The 26,258-nt window shown below is 66.0% G+C and carries 29 protein-coding genes; 17 read left to right on the forward strand and 12 right to left on the reverse strand.

All coding sequences use genetic code 11. The features are described 5' to 3' along the window. Position 1: 1 nt before the first annotated feature. Together ACFJGT_RS08255 and ACFJGT_RS08260 are read right to left on the reverse strand one after the other, a co-directional pair. Positions 2-247, reverse strand: coding sequence for a hypothetical protein (locus ACFJGT_RS08255; RefSeq protein ID WP_377847738.1), 246 nt, complete (start codon positions 245-247; stop codon positions 2-4). Positions 248-358: 111 nt separating this feature from the next. After that, a complete protein-coding gene (locus ACFJGT_RS08260) occupies positions 359-1,273 on the reverse strand; it encodes an AEC family transporter (protein ID WP_377847740.1) in 915 nt (304 codons plus the stop codon). A 249-nt stretch (positions 1,274-1,522) separates the two neighbouring features. On the opposite strand from ACFJGT_RS08260, the gene ACFJGT_RS08265 reads away from it, so the two are divergent. Further along, positions 1,523-1,903, forward strand: coding sequence for a hypothetical protein (locus ACFJGT_RS08265; RefSeq protein WP_377847742.1), 381 nt, complete (start codon positions 1,523-1,525; stop codon positions 1,901-1,903). Between the two features lie 148 nt (positions 1,904-2,051). After that, on the forward strand, positions 2,052-2,408 hold the full coding sequence (locus tag ACFJGT_RS08270; protein ID WP_377847744.1) for a hypothetical protein: 357 nt from the start codon (positions 2,052-2,054) through the stop codon (positions 2,406-2,408). A gap of 70 nt (positions 2,409-2,478) precedes the next feature. Here ACFJGT_RS08270 and ruvX read toward each other — a convergent pair whose 3' ends face one another. Then, positions 2,479-2,982, reverse strand: coding sequence for a Holliday junction resolvase RuvX (ruvX, locus tag ACFJGT_RS08275; RefSeq protein ID WP_377847746.1), 504 nt, complete (start codon positions 2,980-2,982; stop codon positions 2,479-2,481). Between the two features lie 172 nt (positions 2,983-3,154). On the opposite strand from ruvX, the gene ACFJGT_RS08280 reads away from it, so the two are divergent. Beyond that, positions 3,155-3,736 (forward strand): GNAT family N-acetyltransferase, encoded by a 582-nt coding sequence (locus ACFJGT_RS08280; protein ID WP_377847748.1) that lies wholly within the window; start codon positions 3,155-3,157, stop codon positions 3,734-3,736. Then, positions 3,733-4,665, forward strand: coding sequence for a hydroxyacid dehydrogenase (locus ACFJGT_RS08285; RefSeq protein ID WP_377847750.1), 933 nt, complete (start codon positions 3,733-3,735; stop codon positions 4,663-4,665). Before ACFJGT_RS08280 ends, ACFJGT_RS08285 begins: the two co-directional genes overlap by 4 nt. Positions 4,666-4,728: 63 nt before the next feature. On the opposite strand, the gene ACFJGT_RS08290 is transcribed toward ACFJGT_RS08285, so the two are convergent. Both ACFJGT_RS08290 and ade read right to left on the reverse strand, forming a co-directional pair. Next, positions 4,729-5,184 (reverse strand): hypothetical protein, encoded by a 456-nt coding sequence (locus ACFJGT_RS08290; protein ID WP_377847752.1) that lies wholly within the window; start codon positions 5,182-5,184, stop codon positions 4,729-4,731. Between the two features lie 134 nt (positions 5,185-5,318). Next, on the reverse strand, positions 5,319-7,019 hold the full coding sequence (ade, locus tag ACFJGT_RS08295; protein ID WP_377847754.1) for an adenine deaminase: 1,701 nt from the start codon (positions 7,017-7,019) through the stop codon (positions 5,319-5,321). A gap of 224 nt (positions 7,020-7,243) precedes the next feature. On the opposite strand from ade, the gene ACFJGT_RS08300 reads away from it, so the two are divergent. From ACFJGT_RS08300 to ACFJGT_RS08320, 5 genes are all read left to right on the forward strand, one after another. Further along, positions 7,244-7,528, forward strand: coding sequence for a GIY-YIG nuclease family protein (locus ACFJGT_RS08300; protein ID WP_377847756.1), 285 nt, complete (start codon positions 7,244-7,246; stop codon positions 7,526-7,528). A 21-nt stretch (positions 7,529-7,549) separates the two neighbouring features. Continuing rightward, positions 7,550-8,248 carry a metal-dependent hydrolase gene (locus tag ACFJGT_RS08305; protein WP_377847758.1) on the forward strand — a complete coding sequence of 233 codons (699 nt, stop codon included), beginning with the start codon at positions 7,550-7,552 and terminating at the stop codon, positions 8,246-8,248. Between the two features lie 234 nt (positions 8,249-8,482). Continuing rightward, positions 8,483-8,770: an Asp-tRNA(Asn)/Glu-tRNA(Gln) amidotransferase subunit GatC gene (gene gatC / locus ACFJGT_RS08310; protein ID WP_377847760.1), complete on the forward strand. Its 288-nt coding sequence runs from the start codon at positions 8,483-8,485 to the stop codon at positions 8,768-8,770. An 86-nt stretch (positions 8,771-8,856) separates the two neighbouring features. After that, complete coding sequence (gene gatA, locus ACFJGT_RS08315) at positions 8,857-10,371, forward strand: Asp-tRNA(Asn)/Glu-tRNA(Gln) amidotransferase subunit GatA (protein ID WP_377848948.1); 1,515 nt, start codon at positions 8,857-8,859, stop codon at positions 10,369-10,371. Positions 10,372-10,506: 135 nt separating this feature from the next. Then, on the forward strand, positions 10,507-10,713 hold the full coding sequence (locus ACFJGT_RS08320; protein WP_377847762.1) for a hypothetical protein: 207 nt from the start codon (positions 10,507-10,509) through the stop codon (positions 10,711-10,713). Between the two features lie 140 nt (positions 10,714-10,853). On the opposite strand, the gene ACFJGT_RS08325 is transcribed toward ACFJGT_RS08320, so the two are convergent. Beyond that, the gene (locus tag ACFJGT_RS08325) at positions 10,854-14,042 is read right to left on the reverse strand and encodes an efflux RND transporter permease subunit (protein ID WP_377847764.1); all 3,189 of its coding nucleotides are present in this window, start codon (positions 14,040-14,042) and stop codon (positions 10,854-10,856) included. A 120-nt stretch (positions 14,043-14,162) separates the two neighbouring features. Continuing rightward, complete coding sequence (locus ACFJGT_RS08330) at positions 14,163-15,320, reverse strand: efflux RND transporter periplasmic adaptor subunit (RefSeq protein ID WP_377847766.1); 1,158 nt, start codon at positions 15,318-15,320, stop codon at positions 14,163-14,165. 274 nt (positions 15,321-15,594) lie between these two features. Here ACFJGT_RS08330 and gatB point away from each other — a divergent pair, with 274 nt between their 5' ends. The 4 genes from gatB to ACFJGT_RS08350 all read left to right on the forward strand — a co-directional run bounded on the left by gatB (position 15,595) and on the right by ACFJGT_RS08350 (position 19,009). Further along, positions 15,595-17,076 carry an Asp-tRNA(Asn)/Glu-tRNA(Gln) amidotransferase subunit GatB gene (gene gatB, locus ACFJGT_RS08335; protein ID WP_377847768.1) on the forward strand — a complete coding sequence of 494 codons (1,482 nt, stop codon included), beginning with the start codon at positions 15,595-15,597 and terminating at the stop codon, positions 17,074-17,076. A gap of 82 nt (positions 17,077-17,158) precedes the next feature. Next, positions 17,159-17,665, forward strand: a complete 507-nt coding sequence (locus ACFJGT_RS08340; protein ID WP_377847771.1) for a GNAT family N-acetyltransferase — start codon at positions 17,159-17,161, stop codon at positions 17,663-17,665. A 28-nt stretch (positions 17,666-17,693) separates the two neighbouring features. Further along, positions 17,694-18,182: a GNAT family N-acetyltransferase gene (locus ACFJGT_RS08345; RefSeq protein ID WP_377847773.1), complete on the forward strand. Its 489-nt coding sequence runs from the start codon at positions 17,694-17,696 to the stop codon at positions 18,180-18,182. Positions 18,183-18,301: 119 nt separating this feature from the next. Beyond that, positions 18,302-19,009 carry a glutathione S-transferase N-terminal domain-containing protein gene (locus ACFJGT_RS08350; protein WP_377847775.1) on the forward strand — a complete coding sequence of 236 codons (708 nt, stop codon included), beginning with the start codon at positions 18,302-18,304 and terminating at the stop codon, positions 19,007-19,009. A 136-nt stretch (positions 19,010-19,145) separates the two neighbouring features. Here the strand turns inward: ACFJGT_RS08350 and ACFJGT_RS08355 are convergent, their stop codons facing one another. Beyond that, on the reverse strand, positions 19,146-19,532 hold the full coding sequence (locus ACFJGT_RS08355) for a DUF2147 domain-containing protein (RefSeq protein ID WP_377847777.1): 387 nt from the start codon (positions 19,530-19,532) through the stop codon (positions 19,146-19,148). Positions 19,533-19,889: 357 nt separating this feature from the next. Here ACFJGT_RS08355 and ACFJGT_RS08360 point away from each other — a divergent pair, with 357 nt between their 5' ends. After that, a complete protein-coding gene (locus ACFJGT_RS08360) occupies positions 19,890-20,159 on the forward strand; it encodes a hypothetical protein (protein ID WP_377847779.1) in 270 nt (89 codons plus the stop codon). A 43-nt stretch (positions 20,160-20,202) separates the two neighbouring features. Here ACFJGT_RS08360 and ACFJGT_RS08365 read toward each other — a convergent pair whose 3' ends face one another. Then, the gene (locus ACFJGT_RS08365; RefSeq protein WP_377847781.1) at positions 20,203-20,337 is read right to left on the reverse strand and encodes a hypothetical protein; all 135 of its coding nucleotides are present in this window, start codon (positions 20,335-20,337) and stop codon (positions 20,203-20,205) included. A gap of 164 nt (positions 20,338-20,501) precedes the next feature. Between ACFJGT_RS08365 and ndk the strand changes: the two genes are divergently transcribed. Continuing rightward, positions 20,502-20,924 carry a nucleoside-diphosphate kinase gene (gene ndk, locus ACFJGT_RS08370; protein WP_377847783.1) on the forward strand — a complete coding sequence of 141 codons (423 nt, stop codon included), beginning with the start codon at positions 20,502-20,504 and terminating at the stop codon, positions 20,922-20,924. Positions 20,925-21,078: 154 nt separating this feature from the next. Here ndk and ACFJGT_RS08375 read toward each other — a convergent pair whose 3' ends face one another. Beyond that, entirely contained in the window at positions 21,079-21,921 is an 843-nt protein-coding gene (locus tag ACFJGT_RS08375; RefSeq protein WP_377847785.1) for a MipA/OmpV family protein, read from the reverse strand. A gap of 1,179 nt (positions 21,922-23,100) precedes the next feature. Between ACFJGT_RS08375 and ACFJGT_RS08380 the strand changes: the two genes are divergently transcribed. Both ACFJGT_RS08380 and ACFJGT_RS08385 read left to right on the forward strand, forming a co-directional pair. Beyond that, positions 23,101-23,463: a hypothetical protein gene (locus ACFJGT_RS08380; RefSeq protein ID WP_377847787.1), complete on the forward strand. Its 363-nt coding sequence runs from the start codon at positions 23,101-23,103 to the stop codon at positions 23,461-23,463. 187 nt (positions 23,464-23,650) lie between these two features. Beyond that, positions 23,651-24,409, forward strand: coding sequence for a helix-turn-helix transcriptional regulator (locus ACFJGT_RS08385; RefSeq protein ID WP_377847789.1), 759 nt, complete (start codon positions 23,651-23,653; stop codon positions 24,407-24,409). On the opposite strand, the gene purN is transcribed toward ACFJGT_RS08385, so the two are convergent. Both purN and purM read right to left on the reverse strand, forming a co-directional pair. Further along, entirely contained in the window at positions 24,406-25,029 is a 624-nt protein-coding gene (purN, locus tag ACFJGT_RS08390; RefSeq protein WP_377847791.1) for a phosphoribosylglycinamide formyltransferase, read from the reverse strand. The genes ACFJGT_RS08385 and purN overlap by 4 nt on opposite strands. Beyond that, a complete protein-coding gene (gene purM, locus ACFJGT_RS08395; RefSeq protein WP_377847793.1) occupies positions 25,026-26,099 on the reverse strand; it encodes a phosphoribosylformylglycinamidine cyclo-ligase in 1,074 nt (357 codons plus the stop codon). Before purM ends, purN begins: the two co-directional genes overlap by 4 nt. Positions 26,100-26,258 lie beyond the last annotated feature (159 nt).

Consider the following 26,258-nt stretch of genomic DNA (forward strand, 5'->3'; position numbering starts at 1 on the left):
CTCAGTGGCGGTCGCGGCTCGGCGACGCCAATCGTTCGATTTCGGCGGAAGCCTCGATCCGGGCCATCTCCAGAAAATAGCTGAGCGCGCTGAGCTTGGTGTTGCGGGCCATGATGCGCAGCTCTGCGGTCATACCCTCGATGAAGGAGGCCGCCTCCAGGGGCGACATCGCTCGATTGGGAATATCGTCGCTGCCATCGTCCGGGTCGGATTCGAGCGAGATGAGCTTGGATACTTTATGCTTCATGGCGGATGGATTCCCTCCCATAGTGGGGGACCAACTCGTCCGTGGGCTGCGATTCCCGACGGATATGCAATTATAGATTGCAAGTATGAACTAATTTCAAGCGTTAGTATATTAGGTCAGAAGAAAGACTGCCGCCGGAAGCGTCGCCAGGGCAAGTAGCGTCTGCAATGTCGTGATCTCGGCCATCAGGGGCGCATCGCCCCCCAGGTCGCGCGCCAGGAAATAGGCGGCAGTCGCGGTCGGCACGGCCGCGGCGACCACGGTCATCGCAAGCGCGGGGCCGGTCACGCCGAACCAGCCGGCATAGAGCCAGGCCAGCACCGGCATGACCGCGAGCTTCAGGCAGACTGCCACCGCATGGGCCAGCCGCGGCCGGGCGAGCTTGTCGAGATCGAGCGCCGAACCGACCACCAGCAGGCCGATGCCGAGCGAGGCGCGGCCGAGCACGTCGAGATAGCCGGTGAAGGCGCTGGGCAGCATCCACTGGAGCTGGTTGAGCGCGAGGCCGACCGCCGAGGACCAGATGAACGGGTTGTAGAGGATCGAGCGGATCGTCGCGCCGAGGCTCATCGGCTTGCCGCTCGCGAAACGGGCGAGCACGAACACGCACATGACGTTGAGAAGCGGGATCATCGCGGCGACGGCGATCGCCATCAGCGTCGTGCCGGTACGCCCTTGCAGGCCGGCGGCGAGCGCGAGGCCGACGAAGGTGTTCCAGCGCACCGAGCCCTGGAAGATCGAGGTGAAGGCCGGTCCGTCGATGCCGGCGCGGCCCAGCAGCGGACGGGCGAGCAGGAGGAGGGCGGCGACGGTCAGGATCGCGAGGACGAGGCTCGCGCCCATGCCGAGGACCGGCATGCTGCGCAGGTCGGCCATGGCCAGCGTATGGATCACCACCGCCGGGAACAGCACCTGGTAGGTCAGGCGTTCGACGCCGACCCAATGCGTCGGCGAAACGAAGCCCCGCGCCTTCAGAAACCAGCCCGTCGCGATGACGAGAAAGACGGCGATCAGGCTATCGAGCATGCAGGGGCCGGAAAAGAGGGTGGGGCAGGATGCCGTAGCGGCAGGCCGTCGGGAACAATGGGGGCGGATGGCGGTTCTTGATGTCGAACAGACCTGTCCCTGTCATGCCCTCTCGTGGCCGGCAAGGGCGCGGGAGACGGATGGCGATGTCCCTGCCGCAATGCTGCCGAGATTGGTTCAGGTCCCATTCAACCGCACTGCCCCATGCTGGCTTCAACATTGGGTGATCTCGCGAAAGGAGATGCCGTCATGATGTCTCTGAAGAAAAAGGCCGCTGTTGCGTTGACCGTGGCCAGCATTGCCGCAGGCAGCTTCGCCGTTCCGGCCATGGCGGCCGAAACGCGCGGCTTCGATGCGGCGCGCCTCGACAAGGCTCAGGCCGAATACACGCAGTATCGCTACCGTGGCGGCTATCGCGGCCATTGGCGCGGCCCGTCGCGCGGCGCGGCGGTTGCCGGCGCGATCGGCCTCGGCATTCTCGGTGCGGCTGCCGTCGCCGCTCAGAACCGCTCCTATGCGGCGCCCAGCTATTACTACGATGATGGCTATTACGCGCCGCCGGCGCCAGTCTACGCCTATCCGCGCCGCTATTACTATCAGCAGCCCTACGACTGGCGCTACGATCGCTGACAGGCGTTGAAGGGGCTGCCTTGCAAGGCCCGCGCAATGCGCGCGGGCCTTCGTATGTCGGAACATCCTCGCGTCTGTCAGGATATCCTTGAGGTTTAGACGCCAAGGATGGGCGGCTTGTGTTTTCCGATGAAGGGATATCGTCGCGATGAAATCGCTTGGACGCGCAGTGGTGGCCGGCTTCGGCCTGGTCGTGGTGGCCTGGGCTTCCGCCCAGCCGGCGGTCGCCCAGTACTATGGCGGCCAGGGCAACGGCTATGAGCGCCGTTCCCGGGACGGCTACGACCGCCGTGACTACGATCGCCGCGATTCCCGGCGCTATGAGGATCGCGGATCCCGCTATGGCTCGGGCGGTGGCTATGGCCGCGACGACGGCCGGGGCCGCGGCTATGGCCGCCAGCAGAACCCGATGGCCGGCATGACGCTCGAAGAGCAGAAGCGCGCGGTCAAGAACGAGCGCGAGGCGCAGAAGAGGGCGATCAAGCGCGGGCAGCTGTTCCGCTAGGTCGCCTCTGCCGGAGGCAGGCAACCAGGCTTTTCACGGAAGGCCGCTTCGCCATCGCGCGGGGCGGCCTTCAGTCGTATTGGCCGTCGTCTTCGGCGTCCTGCGGGCCGAGCCGGCCCAGCCGGTCGAGCGCACCTTGCAGGATATAGGCGGCCGCCATCTTGTCGACGACGGCGGCGCGCTTGGCGCGCGAGGCATCGGCGTCGAGCAGCGTACGCGTCACCGCCAGCGTCGACATGCGCTCGTCCCAGAACACGATCGGCAGGTCGGTGAGGGGCACGAGATTGCGCACGAAGGCGCGGGTGGACTGCACGCGCGGACCTTCGGTGCCGTCCATGTTGAGCGGCAGGCCGATGACCAGCCCGGCCACCTGATGCTTCCCGGCGATCTTCAAGAGCGCCGCGGCATCGAGCCCGAACTTCACGCGCTGGATCGTTTCCAGCGGCGATGCGATCTGCCGTTCGACGTCGGAGAGGGCGAGGCCGATCGTCTTGGTGCCGAGGTCGAGCCCGAGCAGGCGCGCATGTGCGGGCAAATCGACGAAGGCTTCGAGCGGGACGACGGCGCTGGTCATGGCATGGCGGTATCATGCGCCGGGCTGTCTCGCGAGCGATACCTGTTGCGATGCATGCGAGGAATGGCGGGTTTCCGCTCGCTGTAGCGCGGAAGTCATCGCGCCTTGTCGGCTGCCGCGCTATATGCGCCGGCTTGGTCAGCGGCGCGGCCGCTTGAGAAGGATGCCTCCCGTGCCGGCGCGGATTTCGCTGCAAGTTCCCGACAAGCCCCTGCTCGACGCCTATCAGGCGGCTTTGCGCGGCGGCTGGTCGCCGAATACGACGCGCAATGTCGCGCCCCAGCAGCTCGCTGCGATCGCTGCCGATCCCGACACCTTCCTCGCCGAAACCCGTGGCGGCCCCGGCCGCATCAAGCTGCCCGATGGCCGCGAGGTCGATCGCATTCCCGGCCCGACGCGCTGGATCTTCGCCGAGGATCGGCCGGAGCGGCCCTTCATCGGCTCGATCAACCTGCGCTGGCAGGAGAAGGACGGCCGCCCGATCCTGGCCCTGCCGGAGCATGTGCTGGGGCATGTCGGCTACACCATCCTGCCGGCCTTCGAAGGCCACGGCTACGCCACCGCGGCGCTCGCCGCGATGCTGGGCGTTGCACGCGAGGCCGGTCTGCCCGACATCACCATCACCTGCGATGCGACCAACCACGCCTCGCGCCGCATCATCGAGAAGAATGGCGGGCGGCTCATCGAGACCTTCGTCGCGCCGCTCTACGGCCCCGATCAACGCCTTCGTTTCCTCGTCAGCACCGCGCCATGACCGATATCGTCATCACCGAATTCATGGACGACGCCGCCGTCGCCAATCTCAAGGCGCGCTTTTCGGTCCATTACGATCCCGAGCTCTATGCCGATCCCGACGAGATGGCGCGGCTCTTCGCCGATGTGCCGGCCGTGATCGTGCGCAACCAGACGCAGGTCCGCGGCAAGGTTCTGGCGGCCGCCAAGCGGCTCAAGGTGATCGGCCGCCTCGGCGTCGGCCTCGACAATCTCGACATGGAAGCCTGCGCCGCCCGCGGCATCCGCGTCTTTCCCGCGACCGGGGCCAACAGTCTCTCCGTCGTCGAATATGTCATCGGCACGACGATGACCCTGCTGCGCGGCGCCTATTTCGCCAATGCCGCGATGGTCGCCGGCGAATTCCCCAAGACCAAGCTGATCGGCCGCGAGATCGCCGGCAAGCTGATGGGCCTCGTCGGCTTCGGCTCGATCGCCCGCGACGTCGCCCATCATGCCCGCGCCATCGGCATGGAGGTCGCGGCCTACCATCCGCGCCTGCCCATCGACGACCCCACCTGGAGCGGCGTGCGGCGGCTGGAATTCGACGAGTTGCTGGCCGAGGCCGACGTGATCAGCCTGCATGTGCCGCTGACCGCGGAAACCCGCGGCATGATCGACAAGAATGCCTTCGCCCGGATGAAGCCGGACGCGATCCTGATCAACACGGCGCGCGGCGGCATCATGGACGAGGCGGCTCTGGTCAAGGCGCTCAAGGCCGGCAAGCTCGGCGGCGCCGCGATCGACGTCTACGAGCAGGAGCCGCTCGGCAAGGACGCCGCCAAGGTCTTCGCCGGGGCGCCGAACCTGATCCTGACGCCGCATATCGCCGGCAATACGGTAGAGTCGAACGGGCGAGTGTCCGGGCTCGTGGCCGAGAAGGTCATGGCGGCGCTGGAGGAGCGGATTTAGGGTGCGAGCTGGCCGAACGCCAGAGTCCGCAAGCGACCCTTAGCGGGCATCACGGCAGTGCGCCTAGTCCAAGACTCCAACAACTAAACCGGGTTGGGGAAGTACAAAGAGAACCCTCATCCCCGACTGTTGATAGTAGCTTCCAGATCGCTTTAGCGCCTCCGTCACGCCCGTTGGCCAAAGCAGCGAACCCTTTTCGCCGCAATGCAAAATAGAGGCTAGCCCATCTCCAAAAAACGATGACGGGAGAGGTGTCGCCTTCCACTCGCCGTGGTACATCTTTCTGACTGCTGCATGATCACTCACGTCGATATCGGCGAAGTATGCGATGCCCTGTTGCGTGATCTCTTTGGCCGACCACTCCGACAGGCCGAACGCATACGCTCGAAAGCCGCCGCAGCTTCCCTCTGCATAAAACCATCCGAGCTTGAATTTGGATGGCAGTGTCTCGCGCTGTATTTGGCGGTTTACGAGCGCAAACAACGCCCAAGGAACGCCTAGCAGTGTGATCGCGATCAAGCCGATCCGACGCGCTCGCAAATCTCGAAATCCTCGTACTGTGGGCAGCTGCTGCGCCACCCGCGCGGCGGCCGCTTTCGACGCATTTCAGGCGCTAGGCGATTGGTAAGGCGCTATAGCCCGCTACCGTAGCCTCACAAAAAATCAAACCGATCGACATCGACCAGCCCCTTGTCGGTGATCTTGAGATGCGGGATCACCGGCAGGGTCAGGAAGGCGACCTGCAGGAAGGGCTCGGCCAGCACGACGCCCAACGCCTTCGCCGCGGCGCGTAAGCGCTCCAGATCGTGCCGCACCGCCTCGAAGGGCTGTTCGCTCATCAGCCCGGCGACCGGCAGCGCCAGCTCCGCCGTAACCCGCCCGCCATCGGCCACGGCAAAGCCGCCGCCGATCTCGATCAGGCGATTGGCCGCCGCCGCCATCGAGGCCTCGTCGACGCCGACGACGCAGAGATTATGGCTGTCATGGCCAACCGACGAGGCGATGGCGCCGCGCTTCATGCCGAAGCCGTGGACGAAGCCGCCGGCGATGCCGCCGTTCTTGCCGTGCCGCTCGATCACCGTGACCTTGATCGCGTCCTGCGCCAGATCGGGCAGGGCCTCGCCATCGCGCGAGGGCAGGGCCATCGACAGCCGCTCGGTGATGATCCGCCCCGGCACCACGCCGATCACCGGCGTCTCGCCGTCGCGGGCCTTCACCGCGAAATCGGCAGGGGAGAGCCTGCGGCTCTTCACGCTGCCGAGCCCGACCGGCGCGATCACCGCCCGGTCCGCGAACAGCGCCTCCTCGACCAGCCGGCCTCCCGTCAGAACCTGCTTCACCGAGCAGGCGGCAAGGTCCTCGACCAGCACGATATCGGCGCGCTTGCCCGGCCCGATGAAGCCGCGATCGAATAGCCCGAAATGCCGCGCCGCCGAGAGCGACGCGATGCGGTAGGTCGCCAGTATATCCGCGCCCTCGGCGATGGCGGTGCGGATCATGTAGTCGAGATGGCCTTCCTCGCCGATATCGAGCGGGTTGCGGTCATCGGTGCAGAAGGCGAGGAAGGGCGAGGCATCGCGCGAGATCAGCGGGATAAGCTGATGCAGGTCCTTCGAGACCGACCCCTCGCGGATCAGGATCGCCATGCCCTTGGCGAGTTTTTCGCGGGCTTCGTCGGCGGTCGTCGTCTCGTGGTCGGTGCGGATGCCCGCGGCGAGATAGGCGTTGAGGTCCATCCCGCGAACCAGCGGCGCATGGCCGTCGATATGGCGATGCGAGAAGGCCTCCAGCTTGGCGAGGCAGCCGGGATCGCGATGGATCACGCCGGGGAAATTCATGAACTCGGCGAGTCCGATCACCTTGGGATGATCCATCATCGGCGTCAGGTCGGCGGCTTCCAGCGCAGCGCCTGCCGTCTCCAGATGCGTCGCCGGCACGCAGCTCGACAGGTTGACCCGCAGGTCCATCCGCATCGCCTCGGCGCAGGCGAGGAAATAGCGGATGCCCTCGACGCCCAGCACATTCGAGATCTCGTGCGGATCGCAGATCGCGGTGGTGACGCCATGCGGCAGCACGCAGCGCTCGAACTCGAGCGGCGTCACCAGCGAGGATTCGATGTGCAGATGCGTGTCGATGAAGCCGGGCACGGCGATCAGGCCCCTGGCATCGATGACGCGCTTGCCTTCGTAGCTGCCGTAGGTGCCGACGATGGTGTCGCCGCAGATCGTGATATCGCTCTCGACCAGCGCGCCGGTGACGAGGTCGAGGAGCTTCGCCCCCTTGATGACAAGATCGGCCGGCTCGTCGCCATGCCCCTGGGCGATCCGCCGGGCGAGCGTGGCAGCGTCGGTCATGAGGCGATTTCCGTCTGGGGTCATCACGCGAACCTGCACGGGCTGCTCCCGCTTGTCGATACCGCTCCCCCGCGGGTCATCCCGGGCAAGCGGCGAAGCCGCGCCGACCCGGGATCCATGCCTGAGCGTTCACGGTTGTCTGCGGAGCCTCTTCTTGTCAGGTTCCGGCATGGATCCCGGGTCTGCGCTTCGCTCCGCCCGGGATGACCCGCGTATAGTTCGGGATGTGGTTCTACATTCTCGCAAGCCAGAAGAACGGCACGCTCTATGTCGGCGTGACCAATCGCCTCTCTCGGCGCGTCGAGGAGCACCGCGATAGTCGCGGGTCACAATTCGCATGCCGTTATGGTGTGACGCGCCTCGTCTATGCAGAGCACTACGACGATCCGGCAGAAGCCATCGCACAAGAGAAGCGCGTCAAACACTGGTCGCGGGATTGGAAGATCGCCCTGATCGAACGTGCCAATCCCGATTGGAATGATCTATATCCGACGACGCATTTCGATTGATCGAAAGCCCGGAGCCTTCGCATGAAACTCACCTGGTACGGCCATTCCGCTTTCCGCGTCGATATCGACGGCGCCGCCATCCTGATCGATCCGTTCTTCACCGGGAACCCGGCCTTCGAGGGCGATGTCGCGGCGATCTCCAAGGGCATCAGCCATATCGTCGTCACCCACGGCCATGGCGACCATGTCGGCGACACGCTCGACATCGCCGCCAAGACTGGCGCTACCGTCATCACCAATTATGATCTGGCCATGCATCTGGCCTCGCAGGGCCTGAAGAACTTCAGCCCGATGAACACCGGCGGCATGGTCGATCTCGGCCCGTTCAGCGTCACGCTGGTCCGCGCCGACCATTCGGCCGGCATGGGCGAGGGCGGCGTCAACGTCCCCGTCGGCAACGCCAATGGCGCGATCATCAAGGCCAAGGGCGAAAAGACGCTCTGGCACATGGGCGATACCGACATCTTCTCCGACATGGCGCTGCTCAGCGAAATCCACGGCGTCGAGGCCTGCATCTGCCCGATCGGCGACCGTTTCACCATGGGCGGCAAGGTCGCCGCGCTCGCCATGACCCGCTTCGTCAAGCCGAAGGTCGCGATCCCCGCCCATTACGGCACCTTCCCGATCATCGACCAGAACGCCGATGCCTTCGTCGCCGGCATGCAGGGCAGCGGCATCGAGGTCGTGCTGCCGAAGAAGGGCGAGGCTTTCGCGATCTGAGAGCGGGGCACGAACCTCCCACCGCCGTCATCCCGGGCGACCGAAGGGAGACCCGGGATCCATGCCTGAACCTTTGTCGGAACTGCTCCGGCATGGATCCCGGATCGGCGCGGCTGCGCGCTTGTCCGGGATGACCCGTGAAGTAAGTCAGCACTTACTTACGCGCTGCCATCTGCTATAGCGCGGCGAACCGTTTTCCGGCGCGCGATCCGCGCCCTATCCAGGAGTTCCGCCATGTCGGTCGATCTCGCCACCGTCAAACGCGTCGCGCATCTCGCGCGCATCGCCGTGCCGGAGGCCGATCTGCCCAAGCTGCAAGGCGAGCTCAACGCCATCCTCGGCTTCGTGGAGCAGCTCAACGAGGTCAATGTCGACGGCGTCGAGCCGATGACCTCGGTGACGCCGATGGCGATGAAGCAGCGCGAGGACGTGGTCACCGATGGCGAGATCGCCGAAGCGATCGTCGCCAATGCGCCGGCCTCCGAGGACGATTATTTCATGGTGCCGAAGGTGATCGAGTAAGCGGCCGCTCGCCGCTCGTTCGATCATCCCGGAGGCGCGAAACGCCATCCGGGATCGCCATCCGCATGCAGAACGGAATTGATACCGTGACCGATCTCACCCGCCTGACGCTGACCGAGGCCCGCGACGGCCTGAAAGCCAAGACCTTCTCCGCGACCGAACTCACGGAGGCGCATATCGCCGCCGTCGAGAAGGCCCGCGCTCTCAATGCCTATGTGCTGGAAACCCCCGAGCACGCCCTGAAGCAGGCGGCAGCCTCTGACGCGAAGCTCGCCAAGGGCGAGGCCGGCCCGCTCGAAGGCCTGCCGCTCGGCATCAAGGACCTGTTCGCGACCAACGGCGTGCGCACCACCGCCTGCTCGAAGATCCTCGGCAATTTCGTGCCGGCCTATGAATCGACCGTGACGAGCCAGCTCTGGCGCGATGGTGCCGTGATGCTCGGGAAGCTCAACAACGACGAATTCGCCATGGGCTCGTCGAACGAGACCTCGGCTTTCGGCAATGTCGTGAACCCCTGGCGTCGCAAGGGCTCCAATGTGGGCGCCGGGCAGGGCGGGTCCGTCGAGGGCAACCATCTCGTGCCGGGCGGCTCGTCCGGCGGTTCGGCTTCCGCCGTCGCCGCCGATCTCTGCCTCGCCGCGACCGCGACCGATACCGGCGGCTCGATCCGCCAGCCCGCCGCCTTCACCGGCACGGTCGGCATCAAGCCGACCTATGGCCGCTGCTCGCGCTGGGGCACGGTCGCTTTCGCCTCCTCGCTCGACCAGGCCGGGCCGATCGCCAAGACCGTGCGCGACGCCGCCGTGATGCTGCGCTCGATGTCCGGCCATGATCCGAAGGACACCACCTCGGTGGACATGGCCGTGCCGGATTACGAGGCCGCCGTCGGCCGCTCGGTGAAGGGCATGAAGATCGGCATTCCCCGCGAATACCGGCTCGACGGCCTCAACGCCGAGATCGACGCGCTCTGGCAGCAGGGCATCGCCTGGCTCAAGGCGGCCGGCGCCGAGATCGTCGAGATCTCGCTGCCGCACACGAAATACGCCCTGCCGGCCTATTATATCGTCGCCCCGGCCGAGGCCTCCTCGAACCTCGCCCGCTATGACGGCGTCCGCTACGGCTTGCGCGAGCAGGGCAAGGACATCGTCGAGATGTACGAGAAGACCCGCGCCGCCGGCTTCGGCGCCGAGGTCAAGCGCCGCATCATGATCGGCACCTATGTGCTCTCGGCCGGCTATTACGACGCCTATTACGTCCGCGCGCAGAAGATCCGCACGCTAATCAAGCGCGATTTCGAGACGGTCTATGCCCAGGGCATCGATGCGGTGCTGACGCCGGCGACGCCGTCGGCCGCCTTCGGCATCGGCGAGAAGGGCTCGGCCGATCCGGTCGAGATGTATCTCAACGACGTCTTCACGGTGACGGTGAACATGGCGGGTCTGCCCGGCATCGCCGTGCCCGCCGGCCTCGACGCGCAGGGCCTGCCGCTCGGCCTCCAGCTCATCGGCCGCCCCTTCGACGAGGAGACGCTGTTCTCGCTCGGCGAGGTGATCGAGCAGGCGGCCGGCCGCTTCGCCGTCTCCGAGCGCTGGTGGGGCTGAGCCGGATTCGGTTCTCCCGCGACTGTTTTACAAGAACGCTTCGTCATCCCGGACACGTGGCGAAGCGGCCCCGTCCCGGGATGGCATGAGCGATGTCTGGCCGTTAGGCTGGTGGCCTCGTCAAAGGAGATGGCGATGATCGTCAGCCGCGCGATGGCCTATGCCTGCCTGCTGGTCTTCGCCGGCATTCTTGTCCTCATCGCCGCGCTGATGATCCTGCTGACGGTCGTCCAGATGGCGCGCGGCGAGACGATTCCGGATTTGGGAGCCAGAGTGATCGGCACGCTGATCGCTGCCGGCCTTGCGCCGCTCTGCCGTGCTTTGGCGCGGCGTCTGGTCTGAGCCTGCCGGGCAAGGCTCGAACCGCCTGCCGATGATCGGCGAACGAAAAGGGGCCGCATCGCTGCGGCCCCTTTTCATATTGGCTGTCCCAAGCCCTCCGGGGAAGGGCGCAACGCTCCCGGATCGAGAGCGCTGCGGCCTCAATGCGCTCCGGACGCCTGTGCCGCGGCCTTGCGCTTCGTCCCGCGCAGATCCGCCAGCCAGCGCACCATCACGTAGAACACCGGCGTGAAGATCAGGCCGAAGAAGGTCACGCCGAGCATGCCGGAGAACACCGCGATGCCCATCGCCTGGCGCATCTCCGCGCCGGCGCCGACCGAGACCGTCAGCGGCAGCACGCCGAGGATGAACGCCATCGAGGTCATCAGGATCGGCCGCAGACGGGTCTTGGCGGCTGCGATCGCCGCGTCGCGGCGGTTCATACCCTCGTCCTCCGCCTGCTTGGCGAACTCGACGATCAGGATCGCGTTCTTCGCGGCGAGGCCGACGAGCACCACCAGGCCGATATCGACCAGGATGTTGCGGTCGAGCCCGGCATAGTTCACCCCGAACATCGCGGCCAGGATACACATCGGCACGATCAGGATGACCGAGAGCGGCAGGAGCCAGCTCTCGTAGAGCGCCGCCAGCAGCAGGAAGACGAAGACCACCGCGAGGCCGAAGGCGACGGCCGCCGTATTGCCCGCGAGCTTCTCCTGCAGCGCGATCTCGGTCCACTCGAAGCCGAACCCGGCCGGCAGCCGCTCCGCCGCGATCTTCTCGACCGCCGCGATGCCCTGTCCGGTCGAGAAGCCATGCGCCATCGAGAGCTGCACTTCCGCCGCCGGATAGAGGTTGTAGCGCGGCACGCGATAGGCACCGGTCGTGTCGTGGAACGACGCGACCGAGCCGATCGGCACCATCTCGCCATCCGCGTTGCGGGTCTTGAGATTGGCGACGTCGCGCGTGGTCAGGCGGAAGGGGTTGTCCGCCTGCGCCGTCACGCGATAGGTCCGGCCCAGCAGGTTGAAGTCGTTGATATAGGCCGAGCCCATATAGATCGACAGCGTCTCGAAGATGCGCGTCACCGGCACGCCGAGCATCTCCGCCTTGGTGCGGTCGATATCGGCATAGATCTGTGGCGTCTTGGTCGAGAACAGCGTGAAGGGCTGCTGGATGCCCGGGACCTGCCCGGCCGAGCCCGCGACGATCCAGGCCGCGCCTTCGAGCGCCGCGAGCCCGCGCCCGCCACGATCCTGCACATAGCCCTTGAGACCGCCGCCGGTGCCGATGCCCGGGATGGCCGGCGGCTCGATCAGCAGGGTGAAGGCTTCCGAGATGCCGAACATCTGCTGCCGGAGATCGGCGAAGATGCCCTGCGTCGTCAGCCCCAGCTTCTCGCGGTCCTTGAACGGCGACAGCGTGACGAAGGCGACGCCAGTATTCGGCGCGATGGTGAAGGTCGCGCCGTCGAGGCCGGCGAAGGCCACGGTATGCGCCACGCCGGGGCGAGACAGCAGGATCTCGTTGGCCTTGCGCAGCACGGCGTCCGTACGCTCCAGCGAGGAGCCGGGCGGTAGCTGGATGACGGCGATGAAATAGCCGCGGTCGAGCTGCGGCACGAGGCCGGTCGGCGTCTTGCGGATGTCGTAGACGGTCGCGGCGATCAGGCCGGAATAGACGATCAGCAGGATCACCGCGATGCGGATGAGCCGCGAGGTGATGCGTCCGTAAGTCCGCGACAGCCAGTCGAATCCGGCGTTGAAATAGTGGAAGAAACCGCGGACCGGCGCGCCCAGCTTGTAGAAGAAGCCGTGCTGTTCGTTCGGGTCATGCTTCTTGTGCGCCTTGAGCAGCACCGCCGACATCGCCGGCGACAGCGTCAGCGAGACGAAGCAGGAGATCGCCGTCGAGGCTGCGATCGTCACCGCGAACTGCTGGTAGAACGTGCCCTGCAGGCCGCTGATGAAGGCGGTCGGGATGAACACCGCGCAAAGCACAAGCGCGATCGCGAGCAGCGCGCCGCCGACCTCGTCCATGGTCTTGTGGGCCGCTTCCTTGGGCGACATGCCCTCGGCGAGATAGCGCTCGACATTCTCCACCACGACGATCGCGTCATCGACGACGATGCCGATGGCGAGAACCAGCGCCAGGAGCGAGATCGTGTTGAAGGAGATGCCGACCGCGCTCATCACCAGGAAGGTGCCGACCAGCGAGACCGGGATCGCGACGATCGGGATGATCGCGGCGCGCCAGGTCTGCAGGAACAGGATCACCACGATCACGACGAGTACGATCGCTTCGAGCAGCGTGCGCACGACCGCGTCGACGGATTCGCCGATGAACTCGGTCGGGTTGTAGATGATGCGGTGCTCGAGGCCGACGGGGAACTGCTTGGCCATCTCGGCCATCGTCCCGATCAGCTTGTCCGAGGTCGCGAGCGCGTTCGAGCCCGGCCGCTGGAAGACGCCGATGGCGACGGTGTTCTTGTTATCGAGATAGGCGTTGGTGGTGTAGTCCTGCGATCCCAGCTCGACGCGGGCGATATCGCGGATGCGGATCGTGCCGCCGTCTGCGTCCGAGCGGACGACGATGCTTTCGAATTCGGAGACGTCGGTCAGGCGGCCGAGCGTGTTGACCGAGAGCTGGAAGGCTTCGTCCGACTTCGCCGGCGGCTGGTTGAGCGCGCCGGCCGCCACCTGGACGTTCGCCGCCCTGAGGGCTGCAACGACGTCGGCGCCGGTCAGATTGCGTGCCGCGACCTTGGCCGGATCGAGCCAGATCCGCATCGAGAAGTCGCGCGCGCCGAAGACCTGCACGTCGCCGACGCCGTCGACGCGGGTCAGCACGTCCTTCACATAGAGTGAGGCGTAGTTGGAGATGTACTGCGCGTCGCGCGACCCGTCCGGCGAGATCATGTTGATGACCATCAGGAAGTCGGGCGAGGCCTTGCGGACCTGGATACCGAGCGCGCGCACATCCTGCGGCAGGCGCGCCTCGGCCTGCGAGACGCGGTTCTGGACCAGAACCTGCGCCTGGTCGATGTCGGTGCCGCCCTTGAAGACGACGTTGATCGTCACCCGCCCGTCGCCGGTCGACTGCGAGGTGATGTAGAGCATGTCGTCGACGCCGTTCACCTCCTGCTCGATCGGCGTCGCCACCGTCGCGGCGACCGTCTCGGCCGAGGCGCCGGGATAGGTTGCGGTGATCGAGACCGTGGGCGGCGCGATTTCGGGATATTCGGCGATCGGCAGCGAGCGCTGCGCGATGGCGCCGGCGATCGTCAGCAGCACCGAAAGCACGGTGGCGAAGATCGGCCGGTCGATGAAGAAATGGGCGAAGCGGAACATGGGAATGTCCTGGCCGGAATAAGGCGGGCGGGCGCCCGGTGGCGTCCATGATTCAGTCGGGGCCGTTCATGGCCCGAGAGGCGTGCGCCGGCTTTCGGGGAAAGCCGGCGCGGCAGGCGCTCAGTTCGTCGTCGCGACCTTGATCTCGCCGGGCTGCGGTGAAACCGCGACGCCAGGACGGACCATCGGATTGGCGGAGCCGCCGACGATCACCTTGTCCTGGGTCGTCAACCCGGATCGGATGACCCGCAGGCCCTCGCTGAGCGGTCCGAGCACGACCGGCTTCGGCACGACCTTGTTCTCGGGGCCGACCGTCAGCACGATCTTGCTGGCCTGGTCCGAGGCGATGACCGTATCCGGCACCAGCAGCGCATCGGACTCGCCGGCGAAGAAGCGCAGGCGGCCGAAGACGCCGGGCGTCAGGAACTGGTCCTTGTTCTCGAACACGGCGCGGCCGCGGATCGTCGCCGAGCGGGCATTCAGCGCGTTGTCGAGGAAGTTCACCTGGCCGCGGCGACCCCATTTGGGCTCGTCGGCAAGGCGAACCTCGACCAGCGTGCCCGCATCCTTGCTGCCGGTGCCCTCGCGCGGATTGCTCATCCGCGCGTAGCGCAGATAGTCGGCCTCCGAGACGTCGAAGGTGAAGTAGATCGGGGACACTGCGACGATGGTCGTCAGCAGCGAGGCACCCGACTGGCCGCCGGCGATCAGGTTGCCCGGGTCAACGCGGCGGTTCGAGATGCGCCCGGTGAGCGGGGCGCGGACCTCGGTCCATTCGAGGTTGAGCTCGGCATTCTTCAGGTTCGCCTCGGCGCCCTGCAGCGAGCCGACCGCGCTGTTCAGATTGGCGCGGCGCTGGTCGACGTCGCGGGCCGTGATCGTGCGGTTCTGTGTCAGGCCTTCGGCGCGCTCGACCTCGTTCTGGGCGAGCTCGACCTGCGCCTTGGCACGGGCGACCTCGGCACGCGCCACGTCGACGGCCAGTTTGTAAGGCCGCTGATCGATGGTAAAGAGCAGGTCGCCCTTCTGGACGAGCGAGCCGTCGCGGAAGTGCACATTGTCGATGAAGCCGGAGACGCGGGCGCGCACGTCGACCTGTTCGCTCGCCTCGAAGCGGCCGGTGAACTCGTCCCAGTTGGTGATGCGCTTGGCGAGCGGATTGGCGACCTGCACCGGAGGAGCCGGCGGAGCTCCCTGCGCGGCGGCGTCGAAAGCCGTGAGGGCGGTCGACGTGAAGGCGGCGGTGAGCACCAGACCGATGAAACGGCTGCGTGACATGACGGAACTCCGGGGTAACGAGCCGGCACAACCAATGGGGGTTTCCGGCATTTTGCGCAAGAAGGGTTGGCGAGTGACGAATGTCAAGAACCATCACCCGTCAATTTGCACGATCTTGCGCCAGATACGCCACATTCCCGCCATCCGGTTGCAGGAGCGCAACGCGGCGGGCGGTTTTCGCCTCTCGCGAGTGCCGTGCCGGTGCAACGGAAGCTTGCCGCCCGCCCGCCGACATCGTAACGCGTAAGCGAATATAGCAGCCGGAAGAGACCAGATGAACGCGCATGCCCGCCCCGCCGACCCGAAGAAGCTGATCAAGGGCGCGACCGGCGATTGGGAGATCGTGATCGGCATGGAGATCCATGCCCAGGTCACCTCCAATGCCAAGCTGTTCTCCGGCGCCTCGACCGGTTTCGGCGCCGAGCCGAACGAGCATGTCAGCCTCGTCGACGCCGCCATGCCCGGCATGCTGCCGGTGATCAATGCCGAATGCGTCAGGCAGGCGGTGCGCACCGGCCTCGGCCTCAACGCCCAGATCAACAACCGCTCGGTCTTCGACCGGAAGAACTATTTCTACCCGGACCTGCCGCAGGGCTACCAGATCAGCCAGTACAAGAGCCCGATCGTGGGCGAGGGCGAGATCGTGGTCGATCTCTCGCCGACCGAGCAGATCACGGTCGGCATCGAGCGCCTGCATCTGGAGCAGGATGCCGGCAAGTCGATCCACGACCAGCATCCGACGATGAGCTTCGTCGACCTCAACCGTTCGGGCGTCGCGCTGATGGAGATCGTCTCCAAGCCCGACCTGCGCTCGGCAGACGAGGCGAAGGCCTATGTCTCGAAGCTGCGCACCATCCTGCGCTATCTCGGCACATGCGACGGCGACATGGAAAAGGGCAATCTCCGCGCCGACGTGAACGTCTCCGTCCGCAAGCCGGGCGATGCGCTGGGCACGCGCTGCGAGATCAAGAACGTCAACTCGATCCGCTTCATTGGACAGGCGGTCGAGACCGAGGCGCGCCGCCAGATCGGCATCATCGAGGATGGCGGCACGATCGATCAGGAAACCCGCCTCTACGACCCCGGCAAGGGCGAGACGCGCTCGATGCGCTCCAAGGAAGAAGCGCATGACTATCGCTACTTCCCCGACCCCGACCTGCTGCCGCTCGAATTCGACGATGCCTTCGTCGAGAGCCTGAAGGGCGCGCTGCCGGAGCTGCCCGACGCCAAGAAGGCCCGCTTCATCGCGACCTACGGGCTCTCGCCCTATGACGCCTCGGTGCTGGTCGCCGAGCGCGAGCAGGCGGATTATTTCGAGGACGTCGCCAAGGGTCGTGACGGCAAGGCCGCCGCCAACTGGGTGATCAACGAATTGTTCGGCCGCCTCAACAAGGAAGGCAAGGACGTCACGACCTCGCCGGTCTCGGCCGCGCAGCTCGGTGGCCTCGTCGACCTGATCGGCGAAGGCGTGATCTCCGGCCGCATCGCCAAGGACCTGTTCGAGATCCTCTGGACCGAGGGCGGTGATCCCCGCGAGATCGTCGAGGCCCGCGGCATGAAGCAGGTCACCGACACCGGCGCCATCGAAAAGGCCGTGGACGAACTGATCGCAGCCAATCCCGACAAGGTGGAGCAGGTCAAGGCCAAGCCGACCATGCTGGGCTGGTTCGTCGGCCAGGCGATGAAGGCCTCGGGTGGCAAGGCCAACCCGCAGGCCCTGAACGAGATCCTCAAAGCAAAGCTCGGCATCGAGTGATCAAACATGCTGTCATCCCGGACGCAGCGAAGCGGAGATCCGGGATGACGGCAGTGCTTCCTGCGCAAGCTGGACGATTGGGATGACCCCCGCCGATCTCGTCATCCGCGACGCCGAAGCCGCCGATCTTCCGGCGGTCAGGGCGCTTTTGGTCGAGACCTGGCACGCCACCTATGACGGCATCTACGGCTGGCAGCGTGTCGCCGAGATCACCAATGCCTGGCACTCCCTGGAGAACCTGAAGGCGCAGCTCGGCCGCGACGAGGGCGTCTTCCTGGTCGGGCTGGTCGGCGAGGAGATCGTCGCCACGGCCTCCGCCCGGCAGGAGCGCGACGGCGCGGCCCTGCTGACGCGGCTCTATGTCGTGCCGAACAGGCAGGGCGTCGGCATCGGGCGCACCTTGCTGCAGGTCGCGCTCGCCTGCTTTCCGGAGGCGCCGGTGGCGCGGCTCGAGGTCGAGAGCCAGAACGAGCCGGCGATCACCTTCTACGAGCGCATGGGCTTCTTCCTGCAGAGGCAGGCGCGCTTCGACGGGCGCGACGATACGCCCAACACGCTCCTGATGGCGAAGCGCCTCTTCGTCGCCTGAGCAGGCTGCCAACAAGCGAGACAGGCCTATGACGAAAACCGACGCTTCCAAAATCCGCATGCGCGAGGCGGCCAGGGCCGATGTGCCGCGCGTCGCAGAGCTCATCATGCATGGGGCATCGGTGCAGGAGCGCACGCCCGAGCAGATCGCGGCCGAGGCGCAGGACCCGGTCTATCTCACGGCCTTCGACGTCATCGCTGCCAATCCCTACAACACGCTCTTCGTCGCCGAGCTTGAAGGCGCGGTGGTCGGCACCTACCAGATCACGATCCTGCCGGGCATGGCCGAGCGCGGCCGCATCCGCGCCAAGATCGAGAGCGTCCATGTCGCGCCGGAATGCCGAGGTCGGGGCATCGGCGCGATCATGATGCGCCACGCGATCGCTTTCGCAGCGGAGAAGGGCGTCGGCCTCGTCGAATTGACCTCTCACAAGGCCAGACCCGAAGCGCATCGTTTCTACGCCGGCCTCGGCTTCGTGCAGAGCCACGAGGGCTTCAAGATGGCGCTTGAGCCCTGAGCGCGCCCGCCGTCAGGGCATGGCGTGGTCGCGCCGAAAGCGCACCGCAGCCCCTTACGGGGCCTTCGCAAGCTTCCTAGGTTCTGAGGCGAGGCCTCCCGCCTGAAAGGAAGCGACCGATGTCCGAAGCCCCCGCCAAGCCGATCGACCTGTATTACTGGCCGACGCCGAACGGCACCAAGATCACCATCATGCTTGAGGAGACCGGGCTGCCCTACGCCATCGTCCCGGTGAATATCGGCAAGGGCGACCAGTTCAAGCCGGACTTCCTCGCGATCTCCCCGAACAACCGCATGCCGGCGATCGTCGATCCCGACGGGCCGGGCGGCCAGCCGATCTCGGTCTTCGAATCCGGCGCGATCCTGCAATATCTCGGGCGCAAGACCGGCCAGTTCTATCCGAAGGACGAACGTGGCCGCGTCGAGGTCGACGAATGGCTGTTCTGGCAGATGGGCGGCTTCGGCCCGATGCTCGGCCAGACCCATCACTTCCGCCTCTATGCGCCCGAGCCCGTGCCCTATGCGATCGATCGCTACACCAACGAGGCCAACCGCCTCTATGGCGTGCTGAACAGGCGTCTCGAAGGCCGCGACTACATCTGCGGCGACTATTCCATCGCCGACATGGCCTGCATCGGTTGGGCCCGCGGCTGGGAAAAGCAGGGCCAGGACCTCAAGCAGTTCCCGAACGTCGCGCGCTGGCTCGAGACCATGCAGGCGCGCCCGGCCGTGCAGCGCGGGCTGAAGGTCGGCGAAGAGCTGCGCAACCCCGCCGGCATCAGCACGCCCCAGGAAAAGGCGATCCTGTTCGGCCAGAAGGCGCGTTGAACGCCCCTTCCTTCTCCCCTCGGGGGAGAAGGTGTCTGCGAAGCAGACGGATGAGGGCCGTTGGGCGCTGATTTCCCTCATCCGTCAGCGCTTCGCGCTGCCACCTTCTCCCCCGAGGGGAGAAGGGAAAACGACGTCAGTTCGACCGGTTCCACTTCACCGAGCGGCAGATCAGCCCACCCATGACGCAGCCTGCGGTGGTCAGCGTGCTGCCCGAGAGCGTCATCGTGCCGGAATAGGTCTTGCCGTCCTCGGGGTTGAAGGCGCTGCCGCTCCACTTGTTCGCGCCGTTCGGCTTCATGTCGTAGAAGATGCGCTGGCCGACCTTGGCCGGCCCCTTCTCGTCCTTGAGCCAGGAGAGCGAGCCGCAGAGCGCCTCGCCGCATTTGGTGAAGCGCACGCGCGAGGCGCCGGTATCGCGCTCCCAGGTGCCGACGACCTCTTGTGCCGCCGCGGCCGAGACGCTGGCCAGCAGGCCGAGCGCGGTGAAGGCAGCAAGCTTCGATCCGATTCCGTGATGCATCCGATCCTCCCGTGTTCGACCAGCTATGTCTGCATGGTTCAGATGTGAACCGTATCCCGGATCTTGCCCGTCTCCAAGCTGCTGTTGCGGAAGCGGTTTCCACGGCTTCCGTTACGCAAGGTGAATCCATTCTCAACAGAGGTCTGCGTGACGTAAGATCAGGCTATTGAGATCGTTGATGTTTTCGCGATTCCGAGATGAATGCTTCGTTGATTTAACCGACTGATTACGTCTCGTTGAGACTCGATTCATCGCGAAATTTAGGACGCATTTTAGGGATTGAACCCACTCTCGGTCACATCAGGCCGGGGCCTTGGACGGGTGGCTGGCCAGCAACGACAAATCAGGGTGGTTGTCATGGCACGCATGGAGATGAACGCGGTTCCCGCTTCGCTGGTGATCCCGGCGGAGGTGTCGGCGGAAGCCTATTACGAGCTCGGGCTGATGCATGCCTCGGGGCGGGCTGGAGCCGTCGACCTGGTCAAGGCGCAGATGTGGTTCAACGTCGCCTTTGCCCGCGGCTGTGCCCGGGCGGCGGCGCATCGCCAGGAGCTGGCGCTCGAGATGGATCGCGATCAGATCGCCTCGGCGCTGCGCGAGGCCCGAGCTTTCCTGACGCGGCACTGAGCGCCACGTTCCGTATCCGGAGAATGGCGCCCTGCTGCGCCGTTCAGAACGCCGCGACGCCGCCCGAGGGCGGGGGCTGGTTGCCCCTGCGATCCCTGGTGATGGAATCGGGCGTTACGGACAGGATTTCACAAAACAGCGCCAGGCAGCTGGCGAAGGCGAGAGCAATGAGCAGCATAGGCAGGCTCCTCGTCGTCAACGCCTCAATCTAGCATCGAATTGATCCGCCGGCTCATCGATTCCGGGCATGACGGCCCTGCGCACAAGCCTTGTGGGGCGCGAAGGTGGCGGCTATAAGCGCGCCACATTTCCCTGACCCGTACCCCTTCCAAGGATCGATCGATGGCTGTCCAGCGTACCTTCTCCATTCTCAAGCCCGACGCGACGAAGCGCAATCTCACCGGCGCGGTCAACGCGGTCATCGAGAAGGCTGGCCTGCGCATCGTCGCGCAGAAGCGCATCCAGATGACCAAGGCCCAGGCCGAAACCTTCTATGCCGTCCACTCGGCCCGTCCGTTCTTCGGCGAGCTCGTCGAGTTCATGACCTCCGGTCCGGTCGTCGTGCAGGTGCTGGAAGGCGAGGACGCCATCGCCAGGTATCGCGAAGTGATGGGCGCCACCAACCCGGCCAACGCCGCCGAGGGCACCGTCCGCAAGCTCTTCGCCCTCTCGGTCGGCGAGAACACCGTGCACGGCTCGGACGCGCCGGAGACCGCCGCGGTCGAGATCGCGCAGTTCTTCGCGGGCAACGAGATCGTCGGCTGATTGTCAGTCGCCTGCTGAAAAGCAGAAAGGCGGGCCGGTATCCGGCCCGCCTTTTTTATTTGGCTCGACCTTTGTCATTCCGGGGTTCGCGCCTGTGGCGCGCCCCGGAATGACGACGGCATGATTCAAGCCGTAGCGGCCATGGCCGGGCGCCTCAGAGCCCGAAGGAGTAGTTCGTTCCCGTGTCGAACGAGTAGCTCGCCGACAGGCCGAAGGTGAACGAATCGCGCGAGCCGAACGGCCTGACGATCGGGGAGCGCGTGGCGTCGCCGACGAGGCGCTTGTACTCGACATAGGCCGTGGTCTTGAGCTGGTCGGACCAGTGATAGGTCACCTGCGCGAGGGCGCCGACTGAATGGACGCCGGCATTGTAGCGCTGCAGCAGGCCGCCGGTGCCGGGCATGGCGCCTGCGGTGCCGAAATAGGTGCGAACATAATCGGCCGTGGCTATCCGCATGCGTGGGCCGATGCCGAGCGTCCAGGTTCCGACCGTGGAGAAGGCGTCGAGCTTGAAATCGGCGACGACGCCGTCATGCGCGGCGACGCCACGGCGTACATCGACGCGGCCGCGCAGCCAGGAGGTCGGGTAGAATTCGGCGAAGCCGCCGAGTTCGGCACCGAACTTGGTGGCGGGCACGGCGACGAGCGCCGGATTGACCTTGGCCGAGCGCTTCCAGAGCAGGTCGCCCGAGAAGCCGATGCGCCAGCCCTGGCCGGAGAAGACGCCGATGCTGAGCATCGCGTCGTCCTCGGCGCTCCACCAGGTGCTCTTCAGGCCGCGGCCGAGCGAGATGATCGGGCGGGCCCGGAAGACGTAATCGTCCGAGCCGGTATAGTCCGGCTGGTAGCGCACGCCGGCGCCGAGCGTGATGTACCAGTTCTGCGCCGACTGGGGCGAGGTGAGGGTCGAGTAGTCTCTCGACTGGGCCTGGGCTTGGCCAGGCAGCGACAGGGCGAGGCAGGACGAAAGGCCCGCCAGATACGCAACGCAACGCATGATCCAGAACTCCGACGCGACGGCGTCTCCAATAGCGATGCCCGCAATCTGGCGGACGAGGTTTAATGCGCGGTTAAGGTTCCCATTTCGTTATCTTCAACATTTTCAAGTGTTTGATCTTCCCGGTTTTTCACGCGTCGGCCGGTTTTGCACGGTTTTGTTCTGTCTGCGCTCCGTGGATGCCCAGGCTGCAAGCGCGGCCAGGGCAGGCGGTGCGAGCGTTCTGGCGAGAGGGCCATCCGGAGTGGCCCGAAGCGCTTCGCGTCCGTTTGCTAGGCCTCTGCATGCATGATGGCCTTGCCGAAACGAGGGTGGCGTCCCGCCTGGAGGTTTTCTATTTTTGTTGCGATGCACAATCAATGCTGCGTCGCAATGAAGCGGTGAGGCTGACATGGCGAAAAGGAATTCCGGCTCGGTCCGCCGGCGAAAATCTTCCGAACAGCGCAAGCAGTGGCGCGCGATCGTCGAAGCCTGGAAGCAGGGCGACCTGGAGTGGCAAAGCGCTTGGGGACCTTCGCCTAGCCAGAGCGGCTGCTTGTGCCCTCGCGCCATATTGGTCGAGCTCGGGCTGTCAGCTTCCGCGGCCGCGTAGCGGGCTCGGATGTCGATTCGTTCGGCCGACTGAAGGGCCCCCTGGAATGCAGTCGCCGAAGTCGGTGGCGTTCGGGCAAGGATTGTGGCGCGGCCGGCGGTGCTGAGCGGACTCGATTACGTCGTGTTAATCGATAGCGGAGAGAATGATCGCGAGGCCGGACATGCCGGTCGTATGACCCTCCAGAAAGGGGCGGCGATCATGGAACTGGCGATCCTCTGGCTACTCTGCGCAGCCGTGTTCCTCGAACTGGCCGAGCGCGCCCCCGAGATCGACTAGCTTTCGCCCAGCAGCGACCAGGCCGCCCGGCCCAGGAAGACGATCCAGGCCGCCATCGTCACGGTGATGGCGCTCATGAGAAGCAGGCTCACGGCTTTGCTTTCGGCTCTCGTGTCGTCCCGCAGGAGATCGGATTGGAGAGGCCGGGTCCGGGCTCCAGGCGCGTCGAAGCGGACGCACCACCGATGAAATCGGTCGTCGAGCCATGGTGCACCTCTTGACCTCGGCGCCGCTCTATGGCCATGCCGGGACACGGGTTTGGCATCGTGGTCTTCGATGCGCTCCGTTCTCGAAGGGCAGGCGAAATCATGAAGATGCGGCGGATGGGTGCGGTCGTTCTGGCCGGTGGACTGTCGATTCTGGCGAGCGTCTCGGCCTATGCCGCGAGCAGCTCGACGACCTTGCCGCCGCCCGACCCGACGGCGAAGAATCTCACCCCCTACATGATCCAGCTGCGCGCCTTCGACGCCTGCCTGATCACGCAGTCGCAGTTGATGGGCACGACCCGCGAAGCGGTTCACACGCCCTGTAGCTGCTACGCCAAGGGCACGGTCGGCGCGATGAGCAAGGACGAGATCCAGGCCTTCCGCGACACCGGCTACTTCAACGACACGGCCCGCCAGAAGGGCTTGCAGTTCATTGATCAGTGCAAGCTGAAGCGTCCGTTCTGAGCTGATGGCTGCGCCGGCCTGCCGGCGCCCGTTCATCTCGCGACGATCGCCTTGCTGCTGACACGCTCCTGACAGAAACTGTCAGCGCGGTTGAGCCATTCTGCCGCAGGTCCACATCGTGATCCGTTCGATCCCAGCGATCGAGCGGCATGGCCGTTGGACCGGAGACGAGTGGGGAGACGCCGCCGTGCAGCGCGCTGAACGATTGCTCGACATGATCCAGAGCCTGCGTCGCCGCAGGCGCCCCGTGACGGCAGAGACGCTGGCCTCCGAGCTCGACGTCTCCGTGCGCACGGTCTACCGCGATATCGGCGCATTGGTGCGCCAGGGCGTGCCCGTGCGCGGCGAGGCAGGTATCGGCTATGTGCTCGATGCCGGCTTCGACCTGCCGCCGCTGATGCTCTCGCCCGACGAGATCGAGGCCGTACTCGTCGGCATGCGCTGGCTGAGCGAGCGCGCCGACCCGGTGCTGGCGCGCGCCGCCGAGGATGTCGTCAGCAAGGTCGCGGCGGTGCTGCCGCCGCATCTGCGGCCGATCCTGCTCGACGGAGCCCTGTTCGCGGCCTCCCATCCCGGCGACGTGCCGGCCGATCAGGTCGATGTCGGGGCCGTGCGTGCGGCCATCCGCAATGGCCGCAAGCTCTCGATCCAGTACAGTGACGAGAGCGGCCAGGCGACGCAGCGCATGATCTGGCCGATCGGGATGACGTTCTATGAACGCGTGCGCATCGTCATCGCCTGGTGCGAGCTCAGGCAGGCTTTCCGCCATTTCCGCACCGACCGCCTGACCGGCCTCGTCGCGCTGGAAGAGCGCTATCCCGCGCGCCGTGCCGACCTCTTCCGCCGCTGGCAGAAGGAAGAGGAGAGGACGAAAGAAGAGTGGGAGCGCTGCAAGCGCGAAGGAGGCGCAATGCCGGCGGGCGCTGAAGGCAGCGTCGCGGCCTAGCCGCGGACCACCGCGCCGCCTTCGAGCTTCGCGCGGCCGGAAGCGACCTCCGCAAGCGCTGCCGGATAGAGCTTGTGTTCCTCGACGAGGACGCGCTTCGCCAGCGCCTCCTCGTCGTCGCCGGGCAGGACCGGCACCTTCGCCTGCAGGATCACCGGCCCGGCATCGAGCTCCGGCACGACGAAATGCGCCGAGCAGCCATGTTCGGTGACGCCGGCTTCCAGGGCCTGCCGATGCGTATGCGTGCCCTTGAACAGCGGCAGCAACGAGGGATGGATGTTGATCATCCGCCCTTCCCAGCGCGTCACGAACCAGGGCGTCAGGATGCGCATGAAGCCGGCGAGCACGATGAACTCGATCTGGTTGACGCGCAGCACCTCATCCATCGCCCGCTCGAACGCTTCGCGATCCCGATTGAAGGCGCGATGATCGACCGTCGCGGTGGCGATGCCGAAATCGCGCGCCCGGTCGAGCCCTGCGACATCGGGAATGTTCGAGATCACGAGTGCGATCTCGGCCGGATAGCCCGGCGCCTGTGCCGCTTCGGCCAGCGAGACCATGTTCGAGCCGCGCCCGGAGATCAGCACCCCGACGCGCTTGCGGGGAAGGGCGGCGCTCACAGCGAGAGCTTGCCGCGATAGCTGACCTGCTCCTCGCCGGCCGCGACGGGCACGATTTCGCCGAGCTTCACAGGCGCCTCGCCGGCCGCCTTCAGCGCCGCGAGGACCTCGCCCGCCTTGTCGGCTTCAGCCGCGACGATCATGCCGATGCCGCAGTTGAAGGTGCGCAGCATCTCGCGCTCGGCGACGCCGCCGATCTTGGCGAGCCAGCCGAATACCGCCGGAACCGGGATGGCGGGCAGGTCCAGCGCAACGCCCAGCCCTTCGGGCAGGACGCGCGGAATATTGTCGGGGAAGCCGCCGCCGGTGATATGCGCCAGCGCCTTGATGCCGTCGGTCGCCTTCAGCGCCTGCAGGAGCGGCTTCACATAGATGCGGGTCGGCTCCAGCAGCGCCGCGGCCAGGCTCTTCTCGGGAGCGAAGGGGGCAGGGGCCGCCCAGCCGAGGCCGCTGAGCTCGACGATACGGCGCACCAGCGAATAACCGTTCGAATGCACGCCGGAGGAGGGCAGGCCGAACACCACGTCGCCGGGCTTCAGGTCCTCGCGGGGCAGCAGCGTGCCGCGCTCGGCCGCGCCGACCGCGAAGCCGGCAAGGTCGTAGTCCTTTTCAGCGTACATGCCGGGCATCTCGGCGGTCTCGCCGCCGATCAGCGCGCAGCCGGCCTGGCGGCAGCCATCGGCGATGCCGCGCACGATCTCGACGCCGACCTTCGGGTCGAGCTTGCCGGTGGCGTAATAGTCGAGGAAGAGCAGGGGCTCGGCGCCCTGCACGATCAGGTCATTGACGCACATCGCGACGAGGTCGATGCCGATCGTCGAGTGCAGCCCGCTCTCGATCGCGATCTTCACCTTGGTGCCGACGCCGTCATTGGCCGCGACCAGGATCGGATCGTTGAAGCCGGCGGCCTTGAGATCGAACAGCCCGCCGAAACCGCCGATCTCGGCGTCCGCGCCCGGCCGGCGCGTCGCACGCACCAGCGGCTTGATCTCGTCGACCATGGCATTGCCGGCGTCGATGTCGACGCCTGCCTGCGCATAGGTCAGTCCATTTGCGCCGGGCTTGCTCATTGCGTTTCGCCTTCCTTCTGCTCGCGCGAGCGATAGGCAAGCATGCCCGCCGTGGCAAGGCATTCACGCCGGCTTTGTCGATTTCTCACAGGTGAGGAGGCGTCATTCCGGCCGGTCACAGCTCCTCTGACGGAAGGGCATTGGCCTTTCCAGCGGTTC

Origin of the sequence: Allobosea sp. UC22_33 (assembly GCF_042700715.1) — a bacterium.
In the GTDB taxonomy this organism is placed as follows: Bacteria; Pseudomonadota; Alphaproteobacteria; order Rhizobiales; family Beijerinckiaceae; genus Allobosea.

Excerpts from the sequence above, each read along its gene's own strand:
- ACFJGT_RS08255 (WP_377847738.1), bottom strand. The coding sequence starts at position 247 with ATGAAGCATAAAGTATCCAAGCTCATCTCGCTCGAATCCGACCCGGAC.
- ACFJGT_RS08260 (WP_377847740.1), bottom strand. The coding sequence starts at position 1,273 with ATGCTCGATAGCCTGATCGCCGTCTTTCTCGTCATCGCGACGGGCTGG.
- ACFJGT_RS08265 (WP_377847742.1), top strand. The coding sequence starts at position 1,523 with ATGATGTCTCTGAAGAAAAAGGCCGCTGTTGCGTTGACCGTGGCCAGC.
- ACFJGT_RS08270 (WP_377847744.1), top strand. The coding sequence starts at position 2,052 with ATGAAATCGCTTGGACGCGCAGTGGTGGCCGGCTTCGGCCTGGTCGTG.
- ruvX (WP_377847746.1), bottom strand. The coding sequence starts at position 2,982 with ATGACCAGCGCCGTCGTCCCGCTCGAAGCCTTCGTCGATTTGCCCGCA.
- ACFJGT_RS08285 (WP_377847750.1), top strand. The coding sequence starts at position 3,733 with ATGACCGATATCGTCATCACCGAATTCATGGACGACGCCGCCGTCGCC.
- ade (WP_377847754.1), bottom strand. The coding sequence starts at position 7,019 with ATGACCGACGCTGCCACGCTCGCCCGGCGGATCGCCCAGGGGCATGGC.
- ACFJGT_RS08300 (WP_377847756.1), top strand. The coding sequence starts at position 7,244 with ATGTGGTTCTACATTCTCGCAAGCCAGAAGAACGGCACGCTCTATGTC.
- ACFJGT_RS08305 (WP_377847758.1), top strand. The coding sequence starts at position 7,550 with ATGAAACTCACCTGGTACGGCCATTCCGCTTTCCGCGTCGATATCGAC.
- gatC (WP_377847760.1), top strand. The coding sequence starts at position 8,483 with ATGTCGGTCGATCTCGCCACCGTCAAACGCGTCGCGCATCTCGCGCGC.
- ACFJGT_RS08320 (WP_377847762.1), top strand. The coding sequence starts at position 10,507 with ATGATCGTCAGCCGCGCGATGGCCTATGCCTGCCTGCTGGTCTTCGCC.
- ACFJGT_RS08325 (WP_377847764.1), bottom strand. The coding sequence starts at position 14,042 with ATGTTCCGCTTCGCCCATTTCTTCATCGACCGGCCGATCTTCGCCACC.
- ACFJGT_RS08330 (WP_377847766.1), bottom strand. The coding sequence starts at position 15,320 with ATGTCACGCAGCCGTTTCATCGGTCTGGTGCTCACCGCCGCCTTCACG.
- gatB (WP_377847768.1), top strand. The coding sequence starts at position 15,595 with ATGAACGCGCATGCCCGCCCCGCCGACCCGAAGAAGCTGATCAAGGGC.
- ACFJGT_RS08340 (WP_377847771.1), top strand. The coding sequence starts at position 17,159 with ATGACCCCCGCCGATCTCGTCATCCGCGACGCCGAAGCCGCCGATCTT.
- ACFJGT_RS08345 (WP_377847773.1), top strand. The coding sequence starts at position 17,694 with ATGACGAAAACCGACGCTTCCAAAATCCGCATGCGCGAGGCGGCCAGG.
- ACFJGT_RS08350 (WP_377847775.1), top strand. The coding sequence starts at position 18,302 with ATGTCCGAAGCCCCCGCCAAGCCGATCGACCTGTATTACTGGCCGACG.
- ACFJGT_RS08355 (WP_377847777.1), bottom strand. The coding sequence starts at position 19,532 with ATGCATCACGGAATCGGATCGAAGCTTGCTGCCTTCACCGCGCTCGGC.
- ACFJGT_RS08360 (WP_377847779.1), top strand. The coding sequence starts at position 19,890 with ATGGCACGCATGGAGATGAACGCGGTTCCCGCTTCGCTGGTGATCCCG.
- ACFJGT_RS08365 (WP_377847781.1), bottom strand. The coding sequence starts at position 20,337 with ATGCTGCTCATTGCTCTCGCCTTCGCCAGCTGCCTGGCGCTGTTTTGT.
- ndk (WP_377847783.1), top strand. The coding sequence starts at position 20,502 with ATGGCTGTCCAGCGTACCTTCTCCATTCTCAAGCCCGACGCGACGAAG.
- ACFJGT_RS08375 (WP_377847785.1), bottom strand. The coding sequence starts at position 21,921 with ATGCGTTGCGTTGCGTATCTGGCGGGCCTTTCGTCCTGCCTCGCCCTG.
- ACFJGT_RS08380 (WP_377847787.1), top strand. The coding sequence starts at position 23,101 with ATGAAGATGCGGCGGATGGGTGCGGTCGTTCTGGCCGGTGGACTGTCG.
- purM (WP_377847793.1), bottom strand. The coding sequence starts at position 26,099 with ATGAGCAAGCCCGGCGCAAATGGACTGACCTATGCGCAGGCAGGCGTC.